The 21,955-nt window shown below is 72.1% G+C and carries 23 protein-coding genes; 14 read left to right on the forward strand and 9 right to left on the reverse strand.

Annotated elements, in window-relative coordinates:
* Position 1: 1 nt before the first annotated feature.
* Positions 2-1,414 (forward strand): cobyrinate a,c-diamide synthase, encoded by a 1,413-nt coding sequence (locus H295_RS0138900; protein ID WP_020140768.1) that lies wholly within the window; start codon positions 2-4, stop codon positions 1,412-1,414.
* Entirely contained in the window at positions 1,411-2,163 is a 753-nt protein-coding gene (gene cobI, locus H295_RS0138905) for a precorrin-2 C(20)-methyltransferase (protein WP_199788675.1), read from the forward strand. The genes H295_RS0138900 and cobI overlap by 4 nt, the downstream gene beginning before the upstream one ends.
* A gap of 104 nt (positions 2,164-2,267) precedes the next feature.
* Here cobI and H295_RS0138910 read toward each other — a convergent pair whose 3' ends face one another.
* Positions 2,268-2,996 (reverse strand): ZIP family metal transporter, encoded by a 729-nt coding sequence (locus tag H295_RS0138910; protein ID WP_020140770.1) that lies wholly within the window; start codon positions 2,994-2,996, stop codon positions 2,268-2,270.
* A 106-nt stretch (positions 2,997-3,102) separates the two neighbouring features.
* On the opposite strand from H295_RS0138910, the gene cobM reads away from it, so the two are divergent.
* From cobM to cobC, 6 genes are read left to right on the forward strand one after another with little or no spacing between them, the layout of a single operon-like run.
* Entirely contained in the window at positions 3,103-3,924 is an 822-nt protein-coding gene (gene cobM / locus H295_RS0138915; RefSeq protein ID WP_020140771.1) for a precorrin-4 C(11)-methyltransferase, read from the forward strand.
* A complete protein-coding gene (locus tag H295_RS0138920) occupies positions 3,921-5,222 on the forward strand; it encodes a bifunctional cobalt-precorrin-7 (C(5))-methyltransferase/cobalt-precorrin-6B (C(15))-methyltransferase (protein ID WP_043218697.1) in 1,302 nt (433 codons plus the stop codon). Before cobM ends, H295_RS0138920 begins: the two co-directional genes overlap by 4 nt.
* Entirely contained in the window at positions 5,219-6,910 is a 1,692-nt protein-coding gene (gene cobJ, locus H295_RS0138925) for a precorrin-3B C(17)-methyltransferase (protein WP_020140773.1), read from the forward strand. Before H295_RS0138920 ends, cobJ begins: the two co-directional genes overlap by 4 nt.
* Positions 6,907-7,497, forward strand: a complete 591-nt coding sequence (locus H295_RS0138930) for a precorrin-8X methylmutase (protein ID WP_020140774.1) — start codon at positions 6,907-6,909, stop codon at positions 7,495-7,497. Before cobJ ends, H295_RS0138930 begins: the two co-directional genes overlap by 4 nt.
* A complete protein-coding gene (locus H295_RS0138935; RefSeq protein WP_020140775.1) occupies positions 7,494-8,420 on the forward strand; it encodes a sirohydrochlorin chelatase in 927 nt (308 codons plus the stop codon). The genes H295_RS0138930 and H295_RS0138935 overlap by 4 nt, the downstream gene beginning before the upstream one ends.
* Positions 8,410-9,480 (forward strand): Rv2231c family pyridoxal phosphate-dependent protein CobC, encoded by a 1,071-nt coding sequence (gene cobC, locus H295_RS0138940; RefSeq protein WP_028810157.1) that lies wholly within the window; start codon positions 8,410-8,412, stop codon positions 9,478-9,480. The genes H295_RS0138935 and cobC overlap by 11 nt, the downstream gene beginning before the upstream one ends.
* Positions 9,481-9,557: 77 nt before the next feature.
* On the opposite strand, the gene H295_RS0138945 is transcribed toward cobC, so the two are convergent.
* From H295_RS0138945 to H295_RS0138970, 6 genes are all read right to left on the reverse strand, one after another.
* On the reverse strand, positions 9,558-10,469 hold the full coding sequence (locus H295_RS0138945) for an SCO1860 family LAETG-anchored protein (RefSeq protein WP_020140777.1): 912 nt from the start codon (positions 10,467-10,469) through the stop codon (positions 9,558-9,560).
* A 146-nt stretch (positions 10,470-10,615) separates the two neighbouring features.
* Complete coding sequence (locus H295_RS0138950) at positions 10,616-11,707, reverse strand: amidohydrolase family protein (protein WP_020140778.1); 1,092 nt, start codon at positions 11,705-11,707, stop codon at positions 10,616-10,618.
* 25 nt (positions 11,708-11,732) lie between these two features.
* Positions 11,733-12,515 carry a PIG-L deacetylase family protein gene (locus H295_RS44300; protein WP_234021776.1) on the reverse strand — a complete coding sequence of 261 codons (783 nt, stop codon included), beginning with the start codon at positions 12,513-12,515 and terminating at the stop codon, positions 11,733-11,735.
* A gap of 57 nt (positions 12,516-12,572) precedes the next feature.
* Positions 12,573-13,376, reverse strand: coding sequence for an amino acid ABC transporter ATP-binding protein (locus H295_RS0138960; protein WP_020140780.1), 804 nt, complete (start codon positions 13,374-13,376; stop codon positions 12,573-12,575).
* Positions 13,373-14,206: an amino acid ABC transporter permease gene (locus H295_RS0138965; protein ID WP_020140781.1), complete on the reverse strand. Its 834-nt coding sequence runs from the start codon at positions 14,204-14,206 to the stop codon at positions 13,373-13,375. Before H295_RS0138965 ends, H295_RS0138960 begins: the two co-directional genes overlap by 4 nt.
* Positions 14,203-15,066, reverse strand: coding sequence for a transporter substrate-binding domain-containing protein (locus H295_RS0138970; RefSeq protein ID WP_020140782.1), 864 nt, complete (start codon positions 15,064-15,066; stop codon positions 14,203-14,205). Before H295_RS0138970 ends, H295_RS0138965 begins: the two co-directional genes overlap by 4 nt.
* Before the next feature lie 94 nt (positions 15,067-15,160).
* On the opposite strand from H295_RS0138970, the gene H295_RS0138975 reads away from it, so the two are divergent.
* The 6 genes from H295_RS0138975 (at position 15,161) to thpD (ending at position 20,397) form a co-directional block, all read left to right on the forward strand.
* A complete protein-coding gene (locus H295_RS0138975) occupies positions 15,161-16,261 on the forward strand; it encodes a pyridoxal-phosphate-dependent aminotransferase family protein (protein WP_020140783.1) in 1,101 nt (366 codons plus the stop codon).
* Between the two features lie 128 nt (positions 16,262-16,389).
* On the forward strand, positions 16,390-16,908 hold the full coding sequence (locus H295_RS0138980) for a DinB family protein (protein ID WP_020140784.1): 519 nt from the start codon (positions 16,390-16,392) through the stop codon (positions 16,906-16,908).
* 307 nt (positions 16,909-17,215) lie between these two features.
* Complete coding sequence (gene ectA, locus H295_RS0138985) at positions 17,216-17,722, forward strand: diaminobutyrate acetyltransferase (protein ID WP_020140785.1); 507 nt, start codon at positions 17,216-17,218, stop codon at positions 17,720-17,722.
* 80 nt (positions 17,723-17,802) lie between these two features.
* Positions 17,803-19,074 (forward strand): diaminobutyrate--2-oxoglutarate transaminase, encoded by a 1,272-nt coding sequence (gene ectB / locus H295_RS0138990; protein ID WP_020140786.1) that lies wholly within the window; start codon positions 17,803-17,805, stop codon positions 19,072-19,074.
* A gap of 28 nt (positions 19,075-19,102) precedes the next feature.
* The gene (locus H295_RS0138995) at positions 19,103-19,507 is read left to right on the forward strand and encodes an ectoine synthase (RefSeq protein ID WP_020140787.1); all 405 of its coding nucleotides are present in this window, start codon (positions 19,103-19,105) and stop codon (positions 19,505-19,507) included.
* Entirely contained in the window at positions 19,507-20,397 is an 891-nt protein-coding gene (thpD, locus tag H295_RS0139000) for an ectoine hydroxylase (RefSeq protein WP_020140788.1), read from the forward strand. Before H295_RS0138995 ends, thpD begins: the two co-directional genes overlap by 1 nt.
* 30 nt (positions 20,398-20,427) lie before the next feature.
* Here the strand turns inward: thpD and H295_RS44305 are convergent, their stop codons facing one another.
* Together H295_RS44305 and H295_RS0139010 are read right to left on the reverse strand one after the other, a co-directional pair.
* Positions 20,428-20,730, reverse strand: a complete 303-nt coding sequence (locus H295_RS44305; RefSeq protein WP_020140789.1) for a hypothetical protein — start codon at positions 20,728-20,730, stop codon at positions 20,428-20,430.
* Between the two features lie 63 nt (positions 20,731-20,793).
* Positions 20,794-21,855, reverse strand: a complete 1,062-nt coding sequence (locus tag H295_RS0139010; RefSeq protein WP_020140790.1) for an aminotransferase class V-fold PLP-dependent enzyme — start codon at positions 21,853-21,855, stop codon at positions 20,794-20,796.
* Positions 21,856-21,955: the final 100 nt, after the last annotated feature.

Consider the following 21,955-nt stretch of genomic DNA (forward strand, 5'->3'; position numbering starts at 1 on the left):
CGTGAGTTCCTCGTCCTCCGTCCCCCGGCTGGTCATCGCCGCGCCCTCCTCGGGCAGCGGCAAGACCACCGTCGCCACGGGTCTGATGGCCGCGTTCGCCGCGCGGGGGCTCACCGTGTCCCCGCACAAGGTGGGGCCGGACTACATCGATCCCGGGTACCACGCGCTCGCGAGCGGACGGGTGGGGCGGAATCTCGACGCGTACCTGTGCGGGCCGGAGTTGGTGGCTCCGCTGTTCCTGCACGGGGCGCGCGGGGCCGACATCGCCGTCGTCGAGGGCGTGATGGGGATGTTCGACGGGGCCGCCGGGGAGGGTGAACTGGCGTCCACCGCGCAGGTCGCCAAGCTGCTGCGGGCGCCGGTGGTGCTGGTCGTGGACGCGTCGTCGCAGTCCCGGTCCGTGGCGGCTCTGGTGCACGGGTTCGCCTCGTGGGATCCGGAGGTGCGGGTCGGGGGCGTGATCCTCAACAAGGTCGCGTCCGACCGGCACGAGGCGTTGTTGCGGGAGGCGTTGGAGTCTGCCGGGGTGCCGGTGTTCGGGGTGTTGCGGCGGGCGGCGCAGGTCGATACGCCGTCGCGGCATCTGGGGCTGGTGCCGGTCGCCGAGCGGCGGGCGGAGGCGGTGGACTCCGTCGCGGCGATGGCGGAGCAGGTTTCTCAAGGGTGCGATCTGGAGGCGTTGGCCGGGCTGGCGCGGGGTGCGGGCGCGTTGCCGTGTGCGGCCTGGGATGCGGCTGAGGTGCTCTCTTCGGCTCAGGTCACCCACCCAGGGGCGCGGGGAACTGCGCGACCAGCCCCCACGCCGCCGCACCCGCCAGTCATCGCTGTCGCCGGCGGTCCCGCCTTCACCTTTTCCTATGCCGAGCACAGCGAGCTGCTCGCCGCCGCGGGGGCCGAGGTAGTCGTCTTTGACCCCTTGCACGATGAGCAACTTCCGAACGGTACGGCCGGGTTGGTCATAGGGGGCGGGTTCCCCGAGGTGTTCGCCGCCGAGCTGTCCGCCAACGAACCGCTCCGCAAAGCCGTCTCCGCCCTCGCAGAGACCGGCGCTCCCGTCGCCGCCGAGTGTGCCGGGCTGCTGTACCTGTGCCGTGAGCTGGACGGGCAGCCGATGTGCGGGGTGCTCGACGCCGAGGCGCGGATGACGGAGGCGCTCACGCTCGGGTACCGGGACGCCGTCGCCGTGAGCGACAGCGCGCTGGCGGTCGCCGGGACCCGGATGCGGGGGCACGAGTTCCACCGGACCGTGGTGGAGCCCGGCGCCGGGGACATCGCGGCCTGGGGTGTGCGTACCCCGCGGCGACGGCTCGAAGGTTTCGTACAGCGTGGTGTGCACGCGAGTTATCTGCACACGCACTGGGCCTCGGAGCCCGGTGTCGCCCGTCGGTTCGTGGAGAGGTGCCGGACGTCATGAGCAGCAGCAGGTTGGTCGGGGTCGGGGTCGGGCCGGGGGATCCGGAGCTGGTGACCGTCAAGGGTGTCAACGCCCTGCGCGCCGCCGACGTGGTCGTGGTACCGGTCATGGCTGCATCTGATGGAAAAGACGGCGGGGAACGGGGTCGGGCCGAGGCCACCGTGCTGCACTACGTGCCGCAGGAGAAGGTCCTGCGGGTCGTCTTCGCCCTCAACGAGCGCAGTGACCACAGCCGGCGCGAGGCCGCCTGGGACGCCGCCGGCGAACGAGTCGCCGAGCTGCTGCGGACCCACGGCTCGGTCGCCTTCGCCACCATCGGCGACCCGAACGTGTACTCCACCTTCACCTATCTCGCGCACACCATCGGCGAGCTCGTGCCCGACGTGGTCGTCGAGACCGTGCCCGGCATCACCGCCATGCAGGATCTCGCGGCACGGTCGGGTGCCGTGCTCACCGAGGGCACCGAGCCGCTCACGCTGGTGCCGGTGACCGCGGGGGCCGCCGTGCTGAAGGACGCCCTGGCCGGTCCCGGGACCGTCGTCGCCTACAAGTTCGGGCGGCAGGCCGCCGAGGTGGCCGAGGCGCTCCGGGAGACCGGGCGGATCGAGGACGCCGTATGGGGATCGGCGCTGGGCCTCGACGGTGAGTCCATCCGGTCGGCCGCCGAACTCGACGGGTCCGCCCTGCCGTATCTCTCCACCCTCATCGCGCCCGCGCGCCGGGACGGCTCACGGGGTGGCAAGTTGTGAACCCCGCCGCGGACAGAGCCGCCGGATCAGCCCACCGGCCCCACGACCGGCAAGATGCCTCCGGGTCGGCCCGCAAGGCCCACGACCGGCCAGATGCCCCCGGGTCAGCTCGCCAGGCCCACCACCAGCCAGATGAAGCCCACCCCCGCGACCGTGCACAGCAGGGTGGAGCGGGCGGGGTGTTCGTGGTGGGCCTCGGGGAGGATCTCGGCGGCCGCGAGGTAGAGGAGCGCGCCGCCGAAGAGGCCGAGATAGCCGCCGAGCAGGCCCTCCGGGATGGTCACGAAGGCCGTCGAGGCGGCGCCCAGCACCGGGGCCGCCGCGTCCGCCCAGAGCATGACCAGCGCCCGGCGGCGGGCGTTCCCGTACAGGCTCGTGATCGTGTACGTGTTGAAGCCGTCCGCGAAGTCGTGGGCGACCACGGCCAGCGCGACCGCCGTGCCCATGCCGCCGCCCACCTGGAAGGCCGCGCCGATCGCCACGCCGTCCATCGCGCTGTGGCCGACCATCGCGGCCGCGGCCGTCAGGCCCACCTCGGGGACCCGGTCGGAGTGCTCCCCGCCGCCGTGCGCGGCCTGGCGGGCGGCCAGCAGGCGTTCCACCAGATGGGCCAGCAGGAAGCCGGCCACGAACAGGAGCAGGGCCGCGGGGACGCCGAAGACCTCGTCGTCGGCCGCGTGCAGGGCCTCCGGCAGCAGGTCCAGGCCGACCACACCGAGCATCAGTCCGCCGGCCAGGCCCAGGACCAGGTGACGGCGGTCGGTCACGCGCTGTGCCGTCCAGCCGCCGGCCAGCGTCATCAGGAACGCGCCGAGCGCTACGAAGACCGCCATAGGGACTTGGTATCCGATCGACCCGCGTTCGCGCACATCCGGCCACCCGGCCGACCGCAGTCCTGAGACCTTTTCAAGACCCTTTGTGATGAGAGGACCGATTCCCATGGCCGATGCCACCACCGGCAAGGTGACCTTCGTCGGTGCCGGCCCCGGCGCCGCCGACCTGCTGACGTTCCGTGCCGCGCGCGCCATCGCCGAGGCCGACGTCGTGATCTGGGCCGCGAGCCTGGTGCAGGCGGAGGTCCTCGAACACGCCCGTGCGGACGCGGAGATCCTGGACTCGGCGACCATGTCGCTGGAGGACGTCGTCGCGGTGTACGAGCGGGCCCACGCGTCGGGGCTCAAGGTGGCCCGTATCCACTCCGGCGACCCCGCGCTGTGGGGCGGCACGCAGGAGCAGCTCGACCGGTGCGCGGTGATCGGCGTGGCGACCGAGGTCGTGCCCGGGGTCTCCGCCTTCTCGGCCGTGGCCGCGCTCGCCCAGCGGGAGTTGACCATCCCGGAGGTCGCGCAGTCCGTGGTGCTGACCCGGCTCGGCGGTGGCAAGACGCCGATGCCGCCCGGTGAGGAGGTGCGGGAGTTCGCCAAGCACGGCACCACCATGGCGATCTTCCTGTCCGCGGCGCGCAGCGGACAGCTGGTGCGGGAGCTGCTGGAGGGCGGCTACCCGACCTCCACCCCGGTCGTCGTGGCCTACCAGGCGACCTGGCCGGAGGAGCTGATGGTGCGGTGCACGATCGAGACGCTGGAGGAGACCGTCAAGGAGCACAAGCTCTGGAAGCACACGCTGTTCCTGGTCGGACCGGCGCTGGACGCCGAGGGCACGCGGTCGCACCTCTACCACCCCGGGCACTTCCACGGGTACCGCAAGGCCGACCCGGAGGCCCGGCGGGCGCTGCGGGCGGCGAAGGGTGCCGGCACGTGATCACGGTCGTGGGTACGGGGGTGTCGGCGGCGCCCGCGGACGTTCTCGCCGGGGCCGGGCTGGTCGTGGGCGGACGGCGGCACCTGGACGCGGTGGGGGTCCCTCCGGGGGTGGAGCAGGTCGTTCTGGGGCCGCTTGCTCCTGCGCTGGATGTCGTCGGGCGGCATCTCGACAAGGGGTCCCGGGTCGTTGTGCTGGCCTCCGGTGATCCCGGGTTCTTCGGGATCGTGCGGGTGCTGGCGGAGCGGTTCGGTTCCGGTGCGTTGGATGTGCGGCCGGGGGTGTCCTCCGTGGCCGCGGCGTTCGCTCGGGTGGGGGTGCCGTGGGACGACGCGGTGGTGGTGAGTGCGCATGGGCGGGATCTGCGGACGGCGGTGAATGTGTGCCGGGCTCGTCCGAAGGTTGCGGTGCTCACCGGGCCGGGGGCGGGGCCAGCTGAGCTTGGTGCCGCTTTGGGTAGTGGGGCGGGTGGGGCGCCGTCTGGGCTGGTCGCGCCCCGCGGCGGAGCCGCTAATCGAAACAGCCCCGCGCCCCTGCAACGCGTACTCCTCGTTGCCTCTGCGCTCGGTACCCGCGACGAACGGGTCGAGCGGGTCACCCCTGCTGAGGCTGCCGCTCGGGACTGGGGGACGGCCGTGAGCGTCGTGCTGTGTCTCGATGAGGCGCGGGTCGTCGGTACCCCCCGGACAGTCGCCGGGCCTCCCCCAGCCCCCTCTCAATGGGCCCTGGAAGAAGGCGAGTTCGCTCACCGTGACTCCATGATCACCAAGTTCGAGGTGCGGGCGCTGGCGCTGGCCAGGCTGGGGCCCCGGCTCGGTGATCTCGTCTGGGACGTCGGTTCGGGGTCCGGCTCCGTGGCCGTGGAGTGTGCGCGGCTCGGTGCCGCTGTCGTGGCCGTCGAGAAGGCCGCCGACGGAGTCGAGCGCATCCGTGCCAACGCCGACGCGCACGGGGTCGACGTACAGGTCGTGCACGGGTCGGCGCCGGACGCGCTCGCCGCGCTGGACGATCCCGACGCCGTCTTCGTCGGTGGCGGCGGCCGTGAGCTGCCCGGGATCGTGGCCGCCTGTGCGCGCCGGGCCCGGCGGAGTGTCGTGGTGGCGATGGCCGCCCTGGACCGGGTGCCGGCCGTGCGTGCGGCCCTCACCGATGCCGGGTTCGGCTGCGAGGGCGTCCTGCTCCAGTCGTCCCGGCTCGCACCGCTGCCGGGTGAGGTGACCCGGCTCGCGGCGACCAATCCGGTTTTTCTGCTGTGGGGCGTCAGAGACCCCGCGTATCGAGAGGGAGTTGCTCAGTGATCGGCCTTATTTCCGCCACCGCGGCGGGGGCGGCGGCGCGCGACCGGCTGGCCGCGGCCTGGCCGGACCGCACGCGGGTGTACGAAGGGCCCGTGGCGGACGCCGTGCGCCGGGCGTTCGCGGAGTGCGAGCAGCTGGTGTGCTTCCTGGCGACGGGAGCGGTCGTACGGCTGATCGCCCCGCTGCTCGGCGACAAGGCGTCCGACCCGGGTGTGGTGTGCGTCGACGAGGGTGGGCGGTTCGCCGTGTCCCTGGTCGGCGGACATGGCGGCGGTGCCAATGAACTCGCCCGGGAGGTCGGGGAGTTGCTCGGTGCGGAGCCCGTGGTGACGACAGCGACCGACGCGGTGGGGGTGCCGGGGCTCGACACCCTCGGGCTGCCCGTGGAGGGCGCCGTGGCGGCCGTGTCGCGGGCGCTCCTGGACGGTGAACCCGTCGCCCTGCACAACGAGTCGGGCTGGCCGCTGCCTCCGCTGCCGGTCGCCGGGGAGGGTGCGTACGGCATCCGTGTCACGGACCGGCTCGTCGAGCCCTCCGAGCGGGAGGTCGTGCTGCGTCCGCCCACCCTCGTCGTCGGGGTCGGCGCCTCCAAGGGGGCGCCCGCCGGGGAGGTGCTGGCGCTGGTCGAGGGCGCGTTGCGCGAGGCCGGGCTGTCCCCTCGTAGCGTCGCAGGACTCGCCACCGTGGACGCCAAGGCCGGGGAGCCGGGGATCGTGGCGGCGGCCGAGCGGCTCGGCGTCCCCCTGATCACCTGGTCCGCCGAGGAGTTGGCGGCCGTCGAGGTACCCAACCCGTCGGACGCTCCCCTGGCCGCCGTGGGCACGCCCTCGGTCGCGGAGGCCGCCGCGTTGATCGGCGGCGGTGAACTCCTCGTCCCCAAGCGGAAGTCCGCCCGTGAGGACGGAGCCCCCGCCATGGCGACCTGTGCGGTCGTACGGCGTCCCGCGCGCGGCCGGCTCGCGGTCGTCGGGCTCGGTCCCGGCGCCCGGGACCTGCTCACACCGCGCGCCAAGGAGGAGTTGCGGCGTGCTTCCGTGCTGGTGGGGCTGGACCAGTACGTCGACCAGATCCGCGATCTGCTGCGGCCCGGCACCCGGGTCCTGGAGTCGGGCCTCGGGGCCGAGGAGGAGCGGGCCCGCACGGCCGTCGAGGAGGCCCGCAAGGGTCAGGCCGTCGCGCTGATCGGCAGCGGGGACGCCGGGGTGTACGCGATGGCCTCCCCCGCGCTCGCCGAGGCCTCCGACGACATCGACGTGATCGGCGTCCCGGGGGTCACCGCGGCGCTCGCGGCGGCCGCGATCCTGGGGGCCCCGCTGGGCCACGACCACGTGTCCATCAGCCTGTCCGACCTGCACACCCCGTGGGAGGTCATCGAGCGGCGGGTGCGGGCGGCGGCCGAGGCGGACATCGTGGTCACCTTCTACAACCCGCGCTCCCGGGGCCGGGACTGGCAGCTGCCCAAGGCGCTGGCGATCCTCGCCGGGCACCGGGAGCCTGCCACGCCGGTCGGTGTCGTACGGAACGCGTCGAGGCCGGACGAGTCCGCCCGGCTGACCACCCTGGCCGCGCTCGATCCGGCGACGGTGGACATGATGACGGTCGTGACCGTGGGCAACACGGCCACCCGTGACATCGCGGGGCGCATGGTGACCCCGCGCGGCTACCGCTGGCAGGAGGGCACCCGGTGAACCGTGTCGTCCACCCGATCGAGGTGGAGTCCTACCGGCGGCTGCGCGCCCGCCTGGACACCTCGCACTTCCCGCCGCTGACCCGGGCCGTGGTGGAACGGGTCATCCACTCCGCGGCCGACCTGGAGTACGCCGGCGATCTCGTCATGGACGAGGGCGAGCTGGAGAAGGCGCACCGGGCGCTGCACGCCGGGGCGCCCGTCGTCACGGACGTGGAGATGGTCGCGGCCGGGATCACCCGGCGGGAGACCGTCTGCCGGCTGCGGGACGCCAAGTCGGGCCCGGGGCTGACGCGTTCGGCCCACGCCGTCCGGCTGGCCCATGAGCAGGTCGGGCCGGGCGCGATCTGGGTGATCGGCAACGCCCCCACCGCGCTGGAGGAGTTGCTGACCCTGGACGCGGCCCCGGCGCTCGTCATCGGGCTGCCCGTCGGCTTCGTCGGCGCGGTCGAGTCCAAGGCCGCGCTGCGTGCGAGCGGGCTGCCCGCCGTGAGCAACGTGTCCGAGAAGGGCGGTTCGGCGGTCGCCTCGGCCGCGCTCAACGCCCTGCTGTACCACCCCATCCACCCCTCTGAGGAGACATCGTGACCACCCCGCCGCCCGCCCTGCTCATCGCCGGTCACGGCACCCGGGACGACGCCGGAGCCGAGGCGTTCCGCGACTTCGTCCGGCAGCTGGGGGCCCGCCGTCCCGACCTGCCCGTCGCGGGCGGCTTCATCGAGCTGTCCCCGCCGCCGCTCACCGAGGCGGTGGGCGAGCTGGTGGAGCGCGGGGTCCGCCGGTTCGCGGCGGTACCGCTGATGCTGGTGTCCGCCGGACACGCCAAGGGGGACATCCCGGCCGCGCTGGCCCGCGAGAAGGAGCGGCACCCGGGGATCTCGTACACCTACGGCCGTCCGCTGGGCCCGCACCCGGCGCTGCTGAACGTGCTGGAGCGCCGTCTCGACGAGGCGCTGGGCGCCACCGGGGGCCGTACGCCGCTGGACCGGTCGGACGTGACGGTGCTGCTCGTCGGCCGCGGCTCCACGGACCCGGACGCCAACGCGGAGGTCCACAAGGCGGCCCGGCTGCTGTGGGAGGGGCGCGGCTACGCGGGCGTGGAGACGGCGTTCGTGTCGCTGGCCGCGCCGGACGTGCCCAGCGGGCTCGACCGCTGTGCGGCGCTGGGGGCGCGGCGGATCGTCGTGCTCCCCTACTTCCTGTTCACCGGGATCCTGCCGGACCGGGTGAAGCAGCAGACCGAGGGCTGGGCGGCCGCGCACCCGGAGGTCGAGGTGCGCTCGGCGGAGGTGATCGGCCCGGAGCCGGAGCTGCTGGACCTGGTCCTGGAGCGGTACGAGGAGGCCGTCAAGGGCGACCTCAGGATGAACTGCGACACCTGCGTGTACCGCATCGCGCTGCCCGGCTTCGAGGACAAGGTGGGCCTGCCGCAGCAGCCGCACTTCCACCCGGACGACGACGGCCACCATCACCACGGGCACCACCATGGCGCGCACACCCATGCGCACTGAACCCGCCGGGGCCCATGACCTGCGGCACCACGGCGACGCCGAGGTGCGGGACGACGGGGCGAAGCTCACCGACCTCGCGGTGAACGTCCGCGCGGACACTCCCCCTGCGTGGTTGCGGGAGCGCATCGCCGGGTCCCTGGCGGGGCTCGCCGCGTACCCGGACGGACGCGCGGCGCGGGCGGCGGTGGCGGCCCGGCACGGGGTGGCCGTGGAGCGGGTGCTGCTGACGGCGGGGGCCGCCGAGGCGTTCGTGCTGCTGGCGCGCGCCCTGACGGTTCGTCATGCGGTCGTGGTGCACCCGCAGTTCACCGAGCCGGAGGCGGCGCTGCGGGACGCCGGGCACCCGGTCGAGCGGGTGCTGCTGCGGGAGGCGGACGGCTTCCGGCTGGACCCTGCGGTCGTCCCCGAGGACGCCGATCTGGTGGTCGTCGGCAACCCGACCAACCCCACGTCGGTCCTGCACCCGGCCGCCACGCTCGCCGAACTGGCCCGTCCGGGCCGGACGCTGGTGGTGGACGAGGCGTTCCTGGACGCGGTGCCGGGCGAGCGCGAGGCGCTGGCCGGGCGGACGGACGTGCCGGGTCTGGTCGTGCTGCGCAGCCTGACGAAGACCTGGGGTCTCGCGGGTCTGCGGATCGGGTACGTGCTCGCCGCCCCGGAGACGATCGCCGCCCTGGAGCGGGCCCAGCCCCTGTGGCCGGTCTCCACCCCGGCCCTCGCCGCGGCACAGGCCTGCATGGAGCCGCGGGCCCTGGCGGAGGCGGCCCACGCGGCCCACCGCGTCGCCACCGACCGGGCCCATCTCGTCGCCGGGCTGCGGGAGTTCGCCCCGGACGGGCTCCGGGTCGTCGAACCGGCGGAGGGTCCCTTCGTCCTCGTCCGCCTGCCGCGCGCCACGGCCGTACGACGGCATCTGCGGGATCTCGGGTGGGCGGTGCGGCGCGGGGACACCTTCCCGGGGCTCGACGAGGAGTGGCTACGGCTCGCGGTGCGGGACCGGCCGACGGTGAACCGTTTCCTCCAGGCGCTGGACCAGGCGGTGACCCTGGCCAAGGGGTGACGGCTCCCGGTTGGGCATCTCGCGGGCGTTCCCGGGCGGCCGGCGCCCCCTCCGCGCCGGCCGGCCGGAAGCTCGGGTCAGCCCCGGCGTCGGGCCGTCGCCGCCGCGGCGCCGCCCGCCACGAGGAGGGCGAGTGCGCCGCCCGCGAGGTACGGCGTCAGGGAGCCGCCGCCGGTCTCGGCCAGGCCCGCCTCCTTGGCGGGGCCGCCCTGGGGCTTCACCTCGCCCTGCGGCTTCGCCTCGGCCGGGGGTGCCGCGGGGGCCTCCGCCTCCGGGGCCTCGCAGGTGGCCTTCGCGAGGGTGAGGGTGCCCTCGACCGCGGCGACCCCCAGCTTCAACGGGTCCACCGCGACACGGAGTTGCAGCGCGGTGGCGGCGGCCGTGCGCGAGGTGGTGGCGTTCGTCGACAGGTCGAGGCGGACCTCCCCGACACCCGGGACCCTGACGTCGGTCGGACCGCCCGCCGTCACCGTGACCTTCCTGCCGAGGACCGTGACCGCGCCCAGGAGGTTCGAGGAGGCCGTCGGCGTCTTTCCGGCCTCGCAGGTCGCCTTCGAGGTGACCCCCTCGATCTCGATGAGGGAGAGCAGCGGGAGTCCGGGGACGTGGACCTTGGCGTGCGCGAGTTCGGTGGTGGCCTCCGCCGTCCCGTCCGTGACCGTGGCCTTCGCGTCGGCGGTCTCGGCGGCGAGCACACGGAACGGACGGCCGCCGTCCACGCCGTCCAGCGTGGCGGTGAGGGCGGTCTTCCGGGCGCTCCGGGGTGCCTCGACCTCGTTGAGGGTCACCGCGAGCGGGACGTTCGCGGTCTTCCCGAGGAGGGAGACGTCCAGCCCGGTGCGCAGGACGACGGCGCTCGCCCTGCCCTGCTCGCCGGTCGCGTGCGCGGCGCTCGCGCCCCCCAGTGCCGCGGGACCTGCGGCGAGGGCCGTGGCCGCCGCCACGGTGGCGAGTCGGCGTGCGGGCATGCGGAAGTTGGTGCTGTTCAAGGTGGTGGGACCCCCAGAGAGGACTGGCTCGGGACCTCGAAAGGATGTCGCACCCCTCGTCGTTCGACAGCGTTCCCCCGGGAGTTCACACGATCGTGGCGCACCCGTGCAGGCTTTCGAGCGCGCCGCCCCCGTCCGAGCGCGGGCTACCGCACCACCCGGCCGTTCAGCACGATGTGCGCCGGGTCCGCCAGCACCCGGACGTCCGCGCGCGGGTCCTGTCCGTACACCACCAGGTCGGCGGGGGCGCCCTCGGTGAGGCCGGGGCGGCCGAGCCAGGCGCGGGCGCTCCAGGTGGTCGCGGCCAGGGCGTCCAGCGGGGGGATGCCGGCCGTGACCAGTTCCGCGACCTCCGCCGCGACCAGGCCGTGCGGGAGGGTGCCGCCGGCGTCGGTGCCGACGAAGACCGGGATGCCGGCGTCGAAGGCGCCCCGGACCGTGTCGTAGCGACGCTCGTGGAGCCGGCGCATATGGGCCGACCAGCGGGGGAACCTGGACTCGCCGCCGTCCGCCAGCTTCGGGAAGGTCGCGATGTTGACCAGGGTGGGGACGATCGCGACGCCCCGGGAGGCGAACAGCGGGATCAGGTCCTCGGTGAGGCCCGTGGCGTGTTCGATGCAGTCGATGCCCGCCTCCACCAGGTCCTGGAGGGAGTTCTCGGCGAAGCAGTGCGCGGTGACCCGGGCGCCGAGGCGGTGGGCCTCCGCGATGGCCGCCTGGACCGCCTCGCGGGGCCAGCTGGGGGCCAGGTCGCCCACCTCGCGGTCGATCCAGTCCCCGACGAGCTTGACCCAGCCGTCGCCGCGCCGGGCCTCCTGGGCGACGTAGGCGACGAGGTCCTCGGGCTCGATCTCCCAGGCGAAGTTCCTGAGGTAGCGGCGGGTGCGGGCGATGTGCCGACCGGCCCTGATGATCTTCGGGAGGTCCTCGCGGTCGTCGACCCAGCGGGTGTCGGAGGGGGAACCGGCGTCCCGGATCAGCAGGGTGCCGGCCTCCCGGTCGGTCAGGGCCTGCTGCTCGGCCACGTTCTGGTCGACCGGGCCGTGCGGGCCCAGGCCCACATGGCAGTGGGCGTCGACGAGACCGGGCAGCGCCCAGCCCGACACCGTGCGGACGTCACGGGCGGCGACGGGACGGTCGTAGGAGATCCGCCCGTCGACCACCCACAGTTCGTCCCGGACCTCCTCGGGGCCGGTCAGGATCCGGCCCTTCACGTGCAGCACCGCGTGATCGTTCATGGACCGCACCCTAGTCAGCGAAGCGTCACTGCTCCCAGGGTGGTGGGCCCTCGAAGGCGAGCTGGTGGACGTCGAAGAGGACCGCCGCCTCGACGCCGAGGGCGGGTCCGCCCTGGCGGGCCGCCCAGGTCAGGAAGGGGCGGGGCGCGAAGGCTCCGGCGCCGAGGCCCTTGGTGTACTCGGCGTGCGCGGCCAGGGAGGCGATGCCGCGCTCCAGGGGTTCGCCGGTGATGTCGACTCCGTGGGTGGGCCGGTCGGTGCCGGCGACGGCCACGAAGCGGACGCCTCCCCAGGGTTCGAGGCCTTCGTCGGCGAGTTCGGGGAAGATCCAGCGGTTGCCCGCGTCGCGGGCCGCGTCCAGCGTGGCGAGCCCGACCACGCGGTGGTCGGCCTGGTTGACGACACCGGCGATCATCCGCACGGTGTACGCCCCGGTCACCACCACCTCGGGCCGGTGCCTGCGGATCGCCCGCACGATGTCGCGACGCAGGGCCGGGCCCTCCTCGATCATCCCGTCGCGGTGACCGTCGAGGAACTCCACGGTGTCGACGCCCACTTCACGGGCCCCCGCCCGCTCCTCGGCCTCCCGCAGCGGGCCGGCCTCGTCCGGGTGCAGTCCGTCGATGCCGGCCTCGCCGCGGGTGACCAGCAGGTAGCCGACCTGCTTGCCCTGCGCGGTCCAGCGGGCCACGGCCGAGGCGGCGCCGTACTCGATGTCGTCGGGATGCGAGGCCACGGCCAGACATCGCTCCCAGTCCTCCGGCAGCGGGGGCAGTGCGCTGCCGCCCATGTCATTCAGAGTCGTCATGTCACGAATCATGCAGGTTCACAACCTCTTGCCGACAGAGGAACGTATGTCCCCGCTTCAGCCGTCTTCGCCCACCTGGTCCGACGTCTCCTCCTCCACCTCGGCCATGGCCGGGTCAAGGAGCCGGGACAGGAAATGACGCGTGCGCTCGTGCGAGGGGCTGCCGATCACCCTGGCCGGGGTGCCGTCCTCGACGATCACCCCGTCGTCCATGAACACGACCCGGTCGGCCACCTCACGGGCGAAGGTCATCTCGTGGGTGACGACCATCATCGTCATGCCCTCCCGGGCGAGCATCCGCATCACCGCGAGGACGTCGCCGACCAGCTCCGGGTCCAGGGCCGAGGTCGGTTCGTCGAAGAGCATCACCTCGGGTCCCATGGACAGCGAGCGGGCGATCGCCACCCGCTGCTGCTGACCACCGGAGAGGGAGGCCGGGTAGGCGTCCGCCTTCTCGGCGAGCCCCACCCGCGCGAGGTTCTCGGCGGCCACCTTCGCGGCCTTCGCCCGGTCCCGCTTGAGGACCCTGCGCTGCGGCAGCGTGAGGTTCTCGGTGACCGTGAGGTGCGGGAACAGGTTGAACTGTTGGAAGACCATGCCGATACGGCGGCGCACCGCGTCGATGTCGACGTCCGGGTCGGTCAACTCGGCACCGCCGACGAAGACCTGGCCCTTCGTCGGCTCCTCCAGGAGGTTCACGCACCTGAGCAGCGTGGACTTGCCCGAGCCGGAGGGTCCGATCACGCAGACGACCTCGCCGCGGCCGATCTCCAGGTCGATGCCCTTGAGGACCTCGTGGGCGCCGAACGACTTGTGCAGGCCCCGCACCTCGATCTCGGGGTGGCTGGCTTCAGCGGTCATTTCACGGCCTCCTGGGCCTTCGCCTCCATACGGCGGACCACGAACCCGAGCGGGATCGTCACCAGCAGGTAGCACAGGCCGGCGACGAGGATCGGCGTGGAGTTGGCGGTCGTACTGGCCAGGTCGCGGCCGTACTTGGACAGTTCGCGTTCCTCCAGGGTGACGCCGAGGAACAGCACCAGCGAGGAGTCCTTGAAGAGGAGGACCAACTCGTTGGTGAGCGGCGGGAGGATGATCCGGAAGGCCTGCGGGACGATGATCGAGACCATGGCCCGGGCGGGCGAGAAGCCGAGTGAACGGGCCGCCTCCATCTGCCCCTTGGGCACCGCCTGGATGCCCGCGCGGATCGTCTCCGCCATGTAGGCCGCCGCCACCAGGCCGAGCGCGAGGGCGACCTTGCCGTAGGTGCCGCCGACGATCTCCGTGCCGGGGAACGCGAGCGGGACGGCCACGCCGATGAAGATGAAGATCAGCAGGGCGGGCAGACCGCGGAAGATCTCGATGTAGACGCCGGCGAACCACCGGTAGGGACCGACCGAGGACAGCCGCATCAGCGCGATGACCATGCCCAGCACGAGTCCGACGACGAAGCCGGACAGCGTGTAGAGCACGGTGTTCTTCAGCGCCAGGGTGATGACGTCCGGGAACATCTGCCGGGCGATGTCCCCTTGCGCGAACTGGTTCTTCAGCCGACCCCAGTCCGCCGAGACCGCGAACGCGATCACGACGGCCACGAAGACGACGTACTGGACACCCCGCGAGACGCTGCGCTTCTGACGCCGGGTCAGGCCCTTCCTGCGGGGCTGGACCGGTGTGTCGGCGGCGGTCATGAGGCGGACGGGGACGCCGCGGACTCGTCGTAGGGACCGATCCACTTCTCGTAGAGCTTCTTGTACGTGCCGTCGGCCTTGGCGTCCGCGATCGCCTTGTTGACGGCGGCGAGCAGCTTGGTGTTGCCCTTCTTCACCGTGAAGCCGTACTGCTCACCCGTGTTGATCTGCCCTGCGAGCTGGAAGGCGTCGGCGTTGGCCTTGTTCTTCAGCCAGCCCTGGACGACCGGGTAGTCGATGACGACGGCCTTGACCTGGCCGGAGCGCAGCCCGCTGAGGACGGCGTCTGAGGACTCGAAGGAGACCGGGTCGAAGCCCTGGCTCTTGGCGTAGTCCTCGCCGGTGGTCTGCGCCTGGGCGCCGAGCTTGATCTTCTTGGCCTTGGCGTCGGCGAGCGAGGTGATCCCGCTGCCCTTGGCGACCAGGAGGGCCTGGGTGGCGTCGAAGTAGGGGTCGGAGAAGTCGACGTTCTTCTTGCGTTCCTCGGTGATGGTCATGCCGGCCGCGGCCAGGTCGCACTGGCCGGAGTTGAGGAAGGCGCCGGTCTTGAAGTTCTCGAAGGGGGTGTCGAGGATCTCCTGCTTCACCCCGAGGTCCTTGGCGACCAGGTCGATCAGCGAGACGTCGAAGCCCTGGACCTTGCCGTCGATCTCCGACTGGAAGGGCGGGTACGGCAGGTGGGTGCAGGTGGTGAGCTGTCCGGCCTTGACCAGTTCGACCCCGCCGGCGGCGGTCTTCGAGCCGCTGCCTCCGTCGTCCGTGGAGGTACAGGCGGTCAGAAGCAGCAGTCCGGCCGCGGCAATGGTCGCGGCCAGGCGACGGGCCGGGGTGTGGGCTCTGCGGCCGGGGACGGTGTGCACGAGGACCTCCGGTGGGGGGCGATGTGGTCGCCGGTCGGGTTGGGGCGGCGGTTACTCTCGACACCTCTACCCCATCCGAGAAAAAGGCACCGCCGTGACACACCCGCTCCTGGACCTGGCCCCGCTGAGCGCCGCCCGCTTCGCCGAGATCGAGGACCGGGTGGCCCGTCTGCTGGACACCCGGCAGGACGTGGTGATCATGCAGGGCGAGGCGCTGCTGCCGCTGGAGGGGGCGATCCGGGGGACCGCCGGTCCGGGGACGACCGCGCTGAACGTCATCACCGGTCCGTACGGGCAGACCTTCGGGAACTGGCTGCGGGACTGCGGGGCGAAGGTGATCGACCTGGCGGTGCCGTTCCACACGGCGGTGACGGCTGAGCAGATCTCCGCGGCCTTCGAGGAGCACCCGGAGATCGACTTCGTGTCGCTGGTGCACGCCGAGGCGGCGACCGGCAACACCAACCTGGTCGCGGAGATCGGAGAGGTCGTACGGGAGCGGGGTGCCCTGTTCTACCTGGACGCGGTGGCTTCCGTGGGCGCCGAGCCGGTGCTGCCGGACGCGTGGGGTGTGGACCTGTGCGTGATCGGGGCGCAGAAGGCGATGGGCGGTCCTGCGGGGGTGTCGGCGGTGTCGGTGAGCGCGCGGGCGTGGGAGCGGATGGCCGCGAACCCGGGGGCGCCGAGGCGGTCGTACCTCTCCCTCCTGGACTGGAAGGAGCGCTGGATCGACGGCGGCCGCCGCGCTCTGCTGCACGCGCCTGCGCAGTTGGAGATGCTGGCGCTGGAGGCGTGCGTCGAGCGGATCGAGGCGGCCGGCCTGGACGCGGTGATGGCCCGGCACCGGTCCGCGGCCGCGGCGACGCGGGCGGGGGTGCGGGTTCTGGGCGGGGGCCTTGAGCCGTACGTCCACGAGGACCGGGCGGCGGCGCCGGTCGCCACGACGCTGCGTACGCCGACCGGTGTTGTGGCCTCGGAACTGGTCTCGCGGGCGCTGTCCCTCGACCCCGCGTTGCCGCTGGCCGCGGGTGGGGGTGCGCTGGCCGCGGAGATGATCCGGGTCAACCACTACGGGGCGGATGCGACGCGGGAGGTTGTGCGGGGGTGTCTGGCGGGGCTGGGGGCGGCTCTGGCGGAGACGGGGGCGGCGGTGGATGTGGAGCGTGCGCTGCGCGCGGCGGAGGATGCCTGGAGCTGAGAGCTTCGCGATAGCGCCGGGGGTTCGTTGTCGTCCGCGGCGCTGTCGTGGCTTGTCGCGCCCACGCGGCGGAGCCGCATGTCGATACAGCCCCGCGCCCGCGGGCCCGTTGATGGCACCCTCGGTCCATGACCACTCACACACTCCCCGACGGCCGGCCCATCCCCCTGCTCACCGGTGACGAGCGGCCCATGCTGGAGAGCTGGCTCGACTTTCACCGCGCCACCCTGGAGCTGAAGTGCCGGGGGCTGGACGACCGGCAGGTGCGGGACGCGGCCGCCGAGCCGTCCGCCCTCACGCTGCTCGGGCTGGTGCAGCATCTGGCCGAGGTGGAGCGGAACTGGTTTCAGCGGGTCGTCGGAGGGGTCGATCTGCCGCCCGTGTTCGACGAGCCCACCGGGTACGTCCTCGATCCGCGTCGTGGGCTCGACGAGGCGCTGGACGTCTGGCGCCGGGAGATCGCGCGGGGGCGGGAGGTGTGTGCGGGGCGGTCCCTCGACGCGGTGGGGCGGATCGCCGACGGAGACATGGCCGGGGTCGAGGTCAGTCTGCGCTGGGTGCTCATCCACATGGTGGAGGAATACGCGCGGCACAACGGACACGCCGACATCTTGCGGGAACGCATCGACGGGGTTACCGGAGCATAATTGGCGGGGTAATTCCCGGGTTTACAGGAGATGAGATTCCCGTATTCTTCTGCCCGCTTTCCCTCTCCCTAAACGCAAAGATTCTGCGAACGCATCGAGGCAGAATTCGCGGAGATCTCGTGGGGGTTACACGGTTGTGACGCGTTACACAGCCCGCCCGATTTGGTTGTTATGTGCCGTGCGAAACATTTCAAATCGGGCACTCTTGGCGGCATCACAGCGCGCACGCGTGATAACACACGGAACGCCCTCACGTAACCCCACCCGGCGATGCATTTTTCTATTTCCGTCGGTAAATTGAATTCGCATGACTGCCGTACAAGCAGACCTGCAAATCGACCGGCCCACGGTCGCGGACGGAGCCGCGCTGTGGCGCATCGCCCGCGACTCCGAAGTTCTCGACCTGAACTCGTCGTACAGCTATCTGCTGTGGTGCCGCGACTTCGCCGCCACCTCGGCCGTCGCACGGAACGAGCGTGGGGAGCCGGTCGGCTTCGTCACCGGGTACGTCCGCCCGGACCGGCCCGGCACCCTGCTCGTCTGGCAGGTGGCGGTGGACTCCGCCTACCGCGGCCACGGTCTCGCCGCCGCCCTGCTGGACGGCCTCACCGCCCGGCTCGTCGCCGAGCGCGGGCTGACCACCGTCGAGACCACCATCACCCCGGGCAACACCGCCTCGGAGCGGCTGTTCACCTCGTTCGCCGAACGCCGTGGCGCCGCCCTGGAGCGCGAGGTGCTGTTCGACACGAGCCAGTTCCCCGACGGGCCGCACGACCCCGAGGTCCTCTACCGCATCGGCCCCCTCTCCCCCTGACGGCCGGACGGCCACCGCGGACCGACCACCCCGAACTCCCCTCCCCCACGCACCCCCACGCACCCGAGGAGCAATTCGTCGTGACCATCACCCAGCCCGACCTCAGCGTCTTCGAGACCGTCGAGTCCGAGGTGCGCAGCTACTGCCGCGGCTGGCCCACCGTCTTCGACCGCGCGCAGGGCAGCCGTATGTACGACGAGGACGGGCACGCCTACCTGGACTTCTTCGCCGGCGCCGGTTCACTGAACTACGGCCACAACAACCCGGTGCTGAAACGGGCGTTGATCGACTACCTGGAGCGGGACGGCGTCACGCACGGGCTCGACATGTCGACCACCGCCAAGCGCGCCTTCCTCCAGACCTTCCAGGACCTGGTGCTGCGCCCGCGGGACCTGCCGTACAAGGTCATGTTCCCGGGTCCGACGGGCACCAACGCCGTGGAGTCGGCGCTGAAGCTGGCCCGCAAGGTCAAGGGCCGCGAGGCGATCGTGTCCTTCACCAACGCCTTCCACGGGATGTCGCTGGGTTCGCTGGCCGTCACCGGCAACGCCTTCAAGCGGGCCGGCGCCGGCATCCCGCTGGTGCACGGCACGCCGATGCCGTTCGACAACTACTTCGACGGCACCGTCGAGGACTTCCTCTGGTTCGAGCGGCTCCTGGAGGACCAGGGCTCGGGCCTCAACAAGCCGGCCGCGGTGATCGTGGAGACAGTGCAGGGCGAGGGCGGCATCAACGTCGCCCGGCGCGAGTGGCTCCAGGCCCTCGCCGCGCTGTGCGAGCGGCAGGACATGCTGCTCATCGTCGACGACATCCAGATGGGCTGCGGCCGCACCGGTGCCTTCTTCTCCTTCGAGGAGGCGGGCATCACCCCCGACATCGTCACCGTCTCGAAGTCGATCAGCGGCTACGGACTGCCCATGTCCCTCTGCCTGTTCAAGCCCGAGCTGGACATCTGGGAGCCGGGCGAGCACAACGGCACCTTCCGCGGCAACAACCCGGCCTTCGTCACGGCCACCGCCACCCTGGAGCAGTACTGGGCGGACGGTTCCGCGATGGAGAAGCAGACCCGGCAGCGCGGCGAGCAGGTCGAGCAGGGGCTCATCTCCATCACCGAGGAGAACCTGGCCGACATCAAGGAGTACCGCGGCCGCGGGCTGGTGTGGGGTCTGGAGTTCCACGACAAGGCGCGCGCCGGGAAGGTGGCGCACCGGGCCTTCGAACTCGGGCTGCTCATCGAGACCTCGGGCCCCGAGAGCGAGGTCGTGAAGCTGCTTCCGGCACTCACGATCACCCCGGAGGAGCTGGACGAGGGACTGAGCATCCTCGCCCGTGCCGTCCGGGAAACCGTCTGAAACACCACCTAGGAGGCATCGCAACACCGTGATCGTCCGTTCGTTCAAGGAGATCGAAGGCACCGACCGGCACGTGAAGGCGGCGTCCGGCACGTGGGAGAGCAAACGCATCGTTCTCGCCAAGGAGAGGGTCGGCTTCTCCGTGCACGAGACGATCCTGTACGCGGGTACGGAGACGTCGATGTGGTACGCGAACCACATCGAGGCCGTCGTGTGCGTCGAGGGCGAGGCCGAGCTCACCGACGACGAGACCGGGCAGAAGTACACGATCACGCCCGGCACCATGTACCTCCTCGACGGGCACGAGCGGCACACCATGCGGATCAAGGAGGACTTCCGCTGCATCTGTGTGTTCAACCCGCCCGTGACCGGCCGGGAGGACCACGACGAGAACGGCGTCTACCCGCTGCTCACCGAACCCGAGGAGGTGTGATGACTGTGACCATCACCGACCTGTACCCCAGCCGCGGCACCACCGAGGTGTCGACCCCGCGCAAGGACCCGGTCGTCTGGTCGGCGCCCGGCGCGCCGGGACCGATCGCCACGGCCGAGCTGGAGTCGTTCGAGCGCGACGGCTTCCTCGCCGTCGACCAGCTCATCCGCCCCGACGAGGTTCCCGTGTACCAGCGGGAGTTGGAGCGGCTCGTCACGGACCCGGGGATCCGCGCGGACGAGCGCTCGATCATCGAGCCGAAGTCCAAGGAGATCCGCTCGGTCTTCGAGGTGCACAAGATCAGCGAGGTGTTCGCGAATCTGGTGCGCGACGAGCGGGTCGTCGGCCGGGCCCGGCAGATCCTCGGCTCGGACGTGTACGTCCACCAGTCGCGGATCAACGTCAAGCCCGGGTTCGGGGCCAGCGGCTTCTACTGGCACTCCGACTTCGAGACCTGGCACGCCGAGGACGGCCTGCCGAACATGCGCACGGTGTCCGTCTCGATCGCGCTGACCGAGAACTACGACACCAACGGCGGCCTCATGATCATGCCGGGGTCGCACCGCACCTTCCTCGGGTGCGCGGGGGCCACCCCGAAGGACAACTACAAGCAGTCGCTGCAGATGCAGGACGCGGGTACGCCCTCGGACGAGGCGCTGACCGCGATGGCCTCCGAGTACGGCATCAAGCTCTTCACGGGCAAGGCCGGTTCGGCGACCTGGTTCGACTGCAACTGCATGCACGGCTCCGGCGACAACATCACGCCGTTCCCGCGCAGCAACGTGTTCATCGTGTTCAACAGCGTGGAGAACGAGGCCGTGGAGCCGTTCGCGGCACCCATCCGGCGGCCGGAGTTCATCGGCGCGAGGGACTTCACGCCGGTGAAGTGACCACCGGTGACGTGACCGGGTGAGCTGGTCTCACACCCACGACAGGCGACGCGGCTCCCGTACGTTCCGTACGGCGGCCGCGTCGCCTGTCGGCTCTCGGGGCAGGAGTTCAGCGAGGGCGGTGTGCGGCCAAAGGGAGTGCTCCCCGCCGACGACGGCTTCGGCGGGGCCGGGCGAGGCGTCCCGGGATGGCGTACAGCGCGAGGTCGTCGGCGAGATCTCCCTGCGGTGCCGGCCGCGGTGCGCGTCGAGGGGGTACGGCCTGCTCCACAGCTGGGCGCAGACCTCCCGCCCCCTGTCCTCGGCGGCCGCCACGCTGTGGGTCACGCGCACCGCGACGGCCCACCATCCCGGTGATGCCCTTCCTACGTCGCCGACCGGCCCGGCGCCGGCGGCTCAGGGAGACAGGGCGTCCAGGAGCCGGTCGACGTCCGCGGGCGTGTTGTACAGGTGGAAGGAGGCACGCAGGTTGCCGGCCCGGTTGGAGACCTCGATGCCCGCCGCGCTCAACTCCTCCTGGCGCACGCCGAGTCCGGGCACGGAGACGATCGGTGAGCCGGGTGCGGGCAGCGGGGCGTACCCGAGGTCGGCGAGTCCGGTGCGGAAGCGGTCGGCGAGGGAGAGGTCGTGGGCGCGCACGGCGTCCACGCCGAGTTCCTCGATGAGTTCGAGGGAGCTGCGGGTTCCCGCGTAGGTGAACAGGGCCGGGCTGATGTCGAACCGCCGGGCGGAGTGGGCCAGTTCGGCGACCGGGCCGTAGCAGCTGTCCCAGGGGACCTCCCCCGCGACCCAGCCGGCCAGCACCGGCCTGAGCTCGCCGAAGCCCTCGGACTCCGGCGGCACGACGAGGAAGGCGGCACCGTGCGGGCCCAGGAGCCACTTGAAGGTGGTGGAGACGGTGTAGTCGTAGGACTCCGCGTCCACCGGGAGCCAGCCGGCGGCCTGGGAGAAGTCGACGTAGGTGCGGGCGCCGTGGGCGCGCGCGGCCTCCCGCAGGGCGGGCAGGTCGGCGATCCGGCCGTCGGCGGACTGGGCGGCGCTGACCGCGACGAGCGCGGTGCCGGGACGGACGGAGTCGGCGAGCCGCTCCAGCGGCACGATCCGGACCTTGAGGTCGCCGCGGGTGTGGAAGGGGTTCACGACGGAGGTGAAGTCGTCCTCGGCGGTGAGGACTTCGGCGCCCGGCGGCAGTGCGGCGGCGACCAGGCCGGAGTGGGTGGACACGGAGGCGCCGGCCGCCACCCGGGCGACCGGGACGCCGGCGAGCCGGGCGAACGCGGCGCGGGACCGTTCCACGTCCTGGAACAGGGGGTCCAGCGGGCGGCCCTCGGCGCGGATCAGCGCCGCCTCCTGGAGGGCGGTCACGGTCCGGGCGGGCAGCAGGCCGCTGCTCGCGGTGTTGAGGAAGGTGTTCTTCGGGGCGAACTCGGCGCGGACGAGGCTCTCGAAGGTCTCCATGGGTCCACTGTGGGGCCGGGAGACCTCTCGGTCCATTGCGATTTCTTACGTGGTTCCGCTAAGGAACGCTTATACGTCCGCGCCGACCTGCGCCTTTGTC

Origin of the sequence: Streptomyces sp. 351MFTsu5.1 (assembly GCF_000383655.1) — a bacterium.
Lineage (GTDB): Bacteria > Actinomycetota > Actinomycetes > Streptomycetales > Streptomycetaceae > Streptomyces > Streptomyces griseorubiginosus.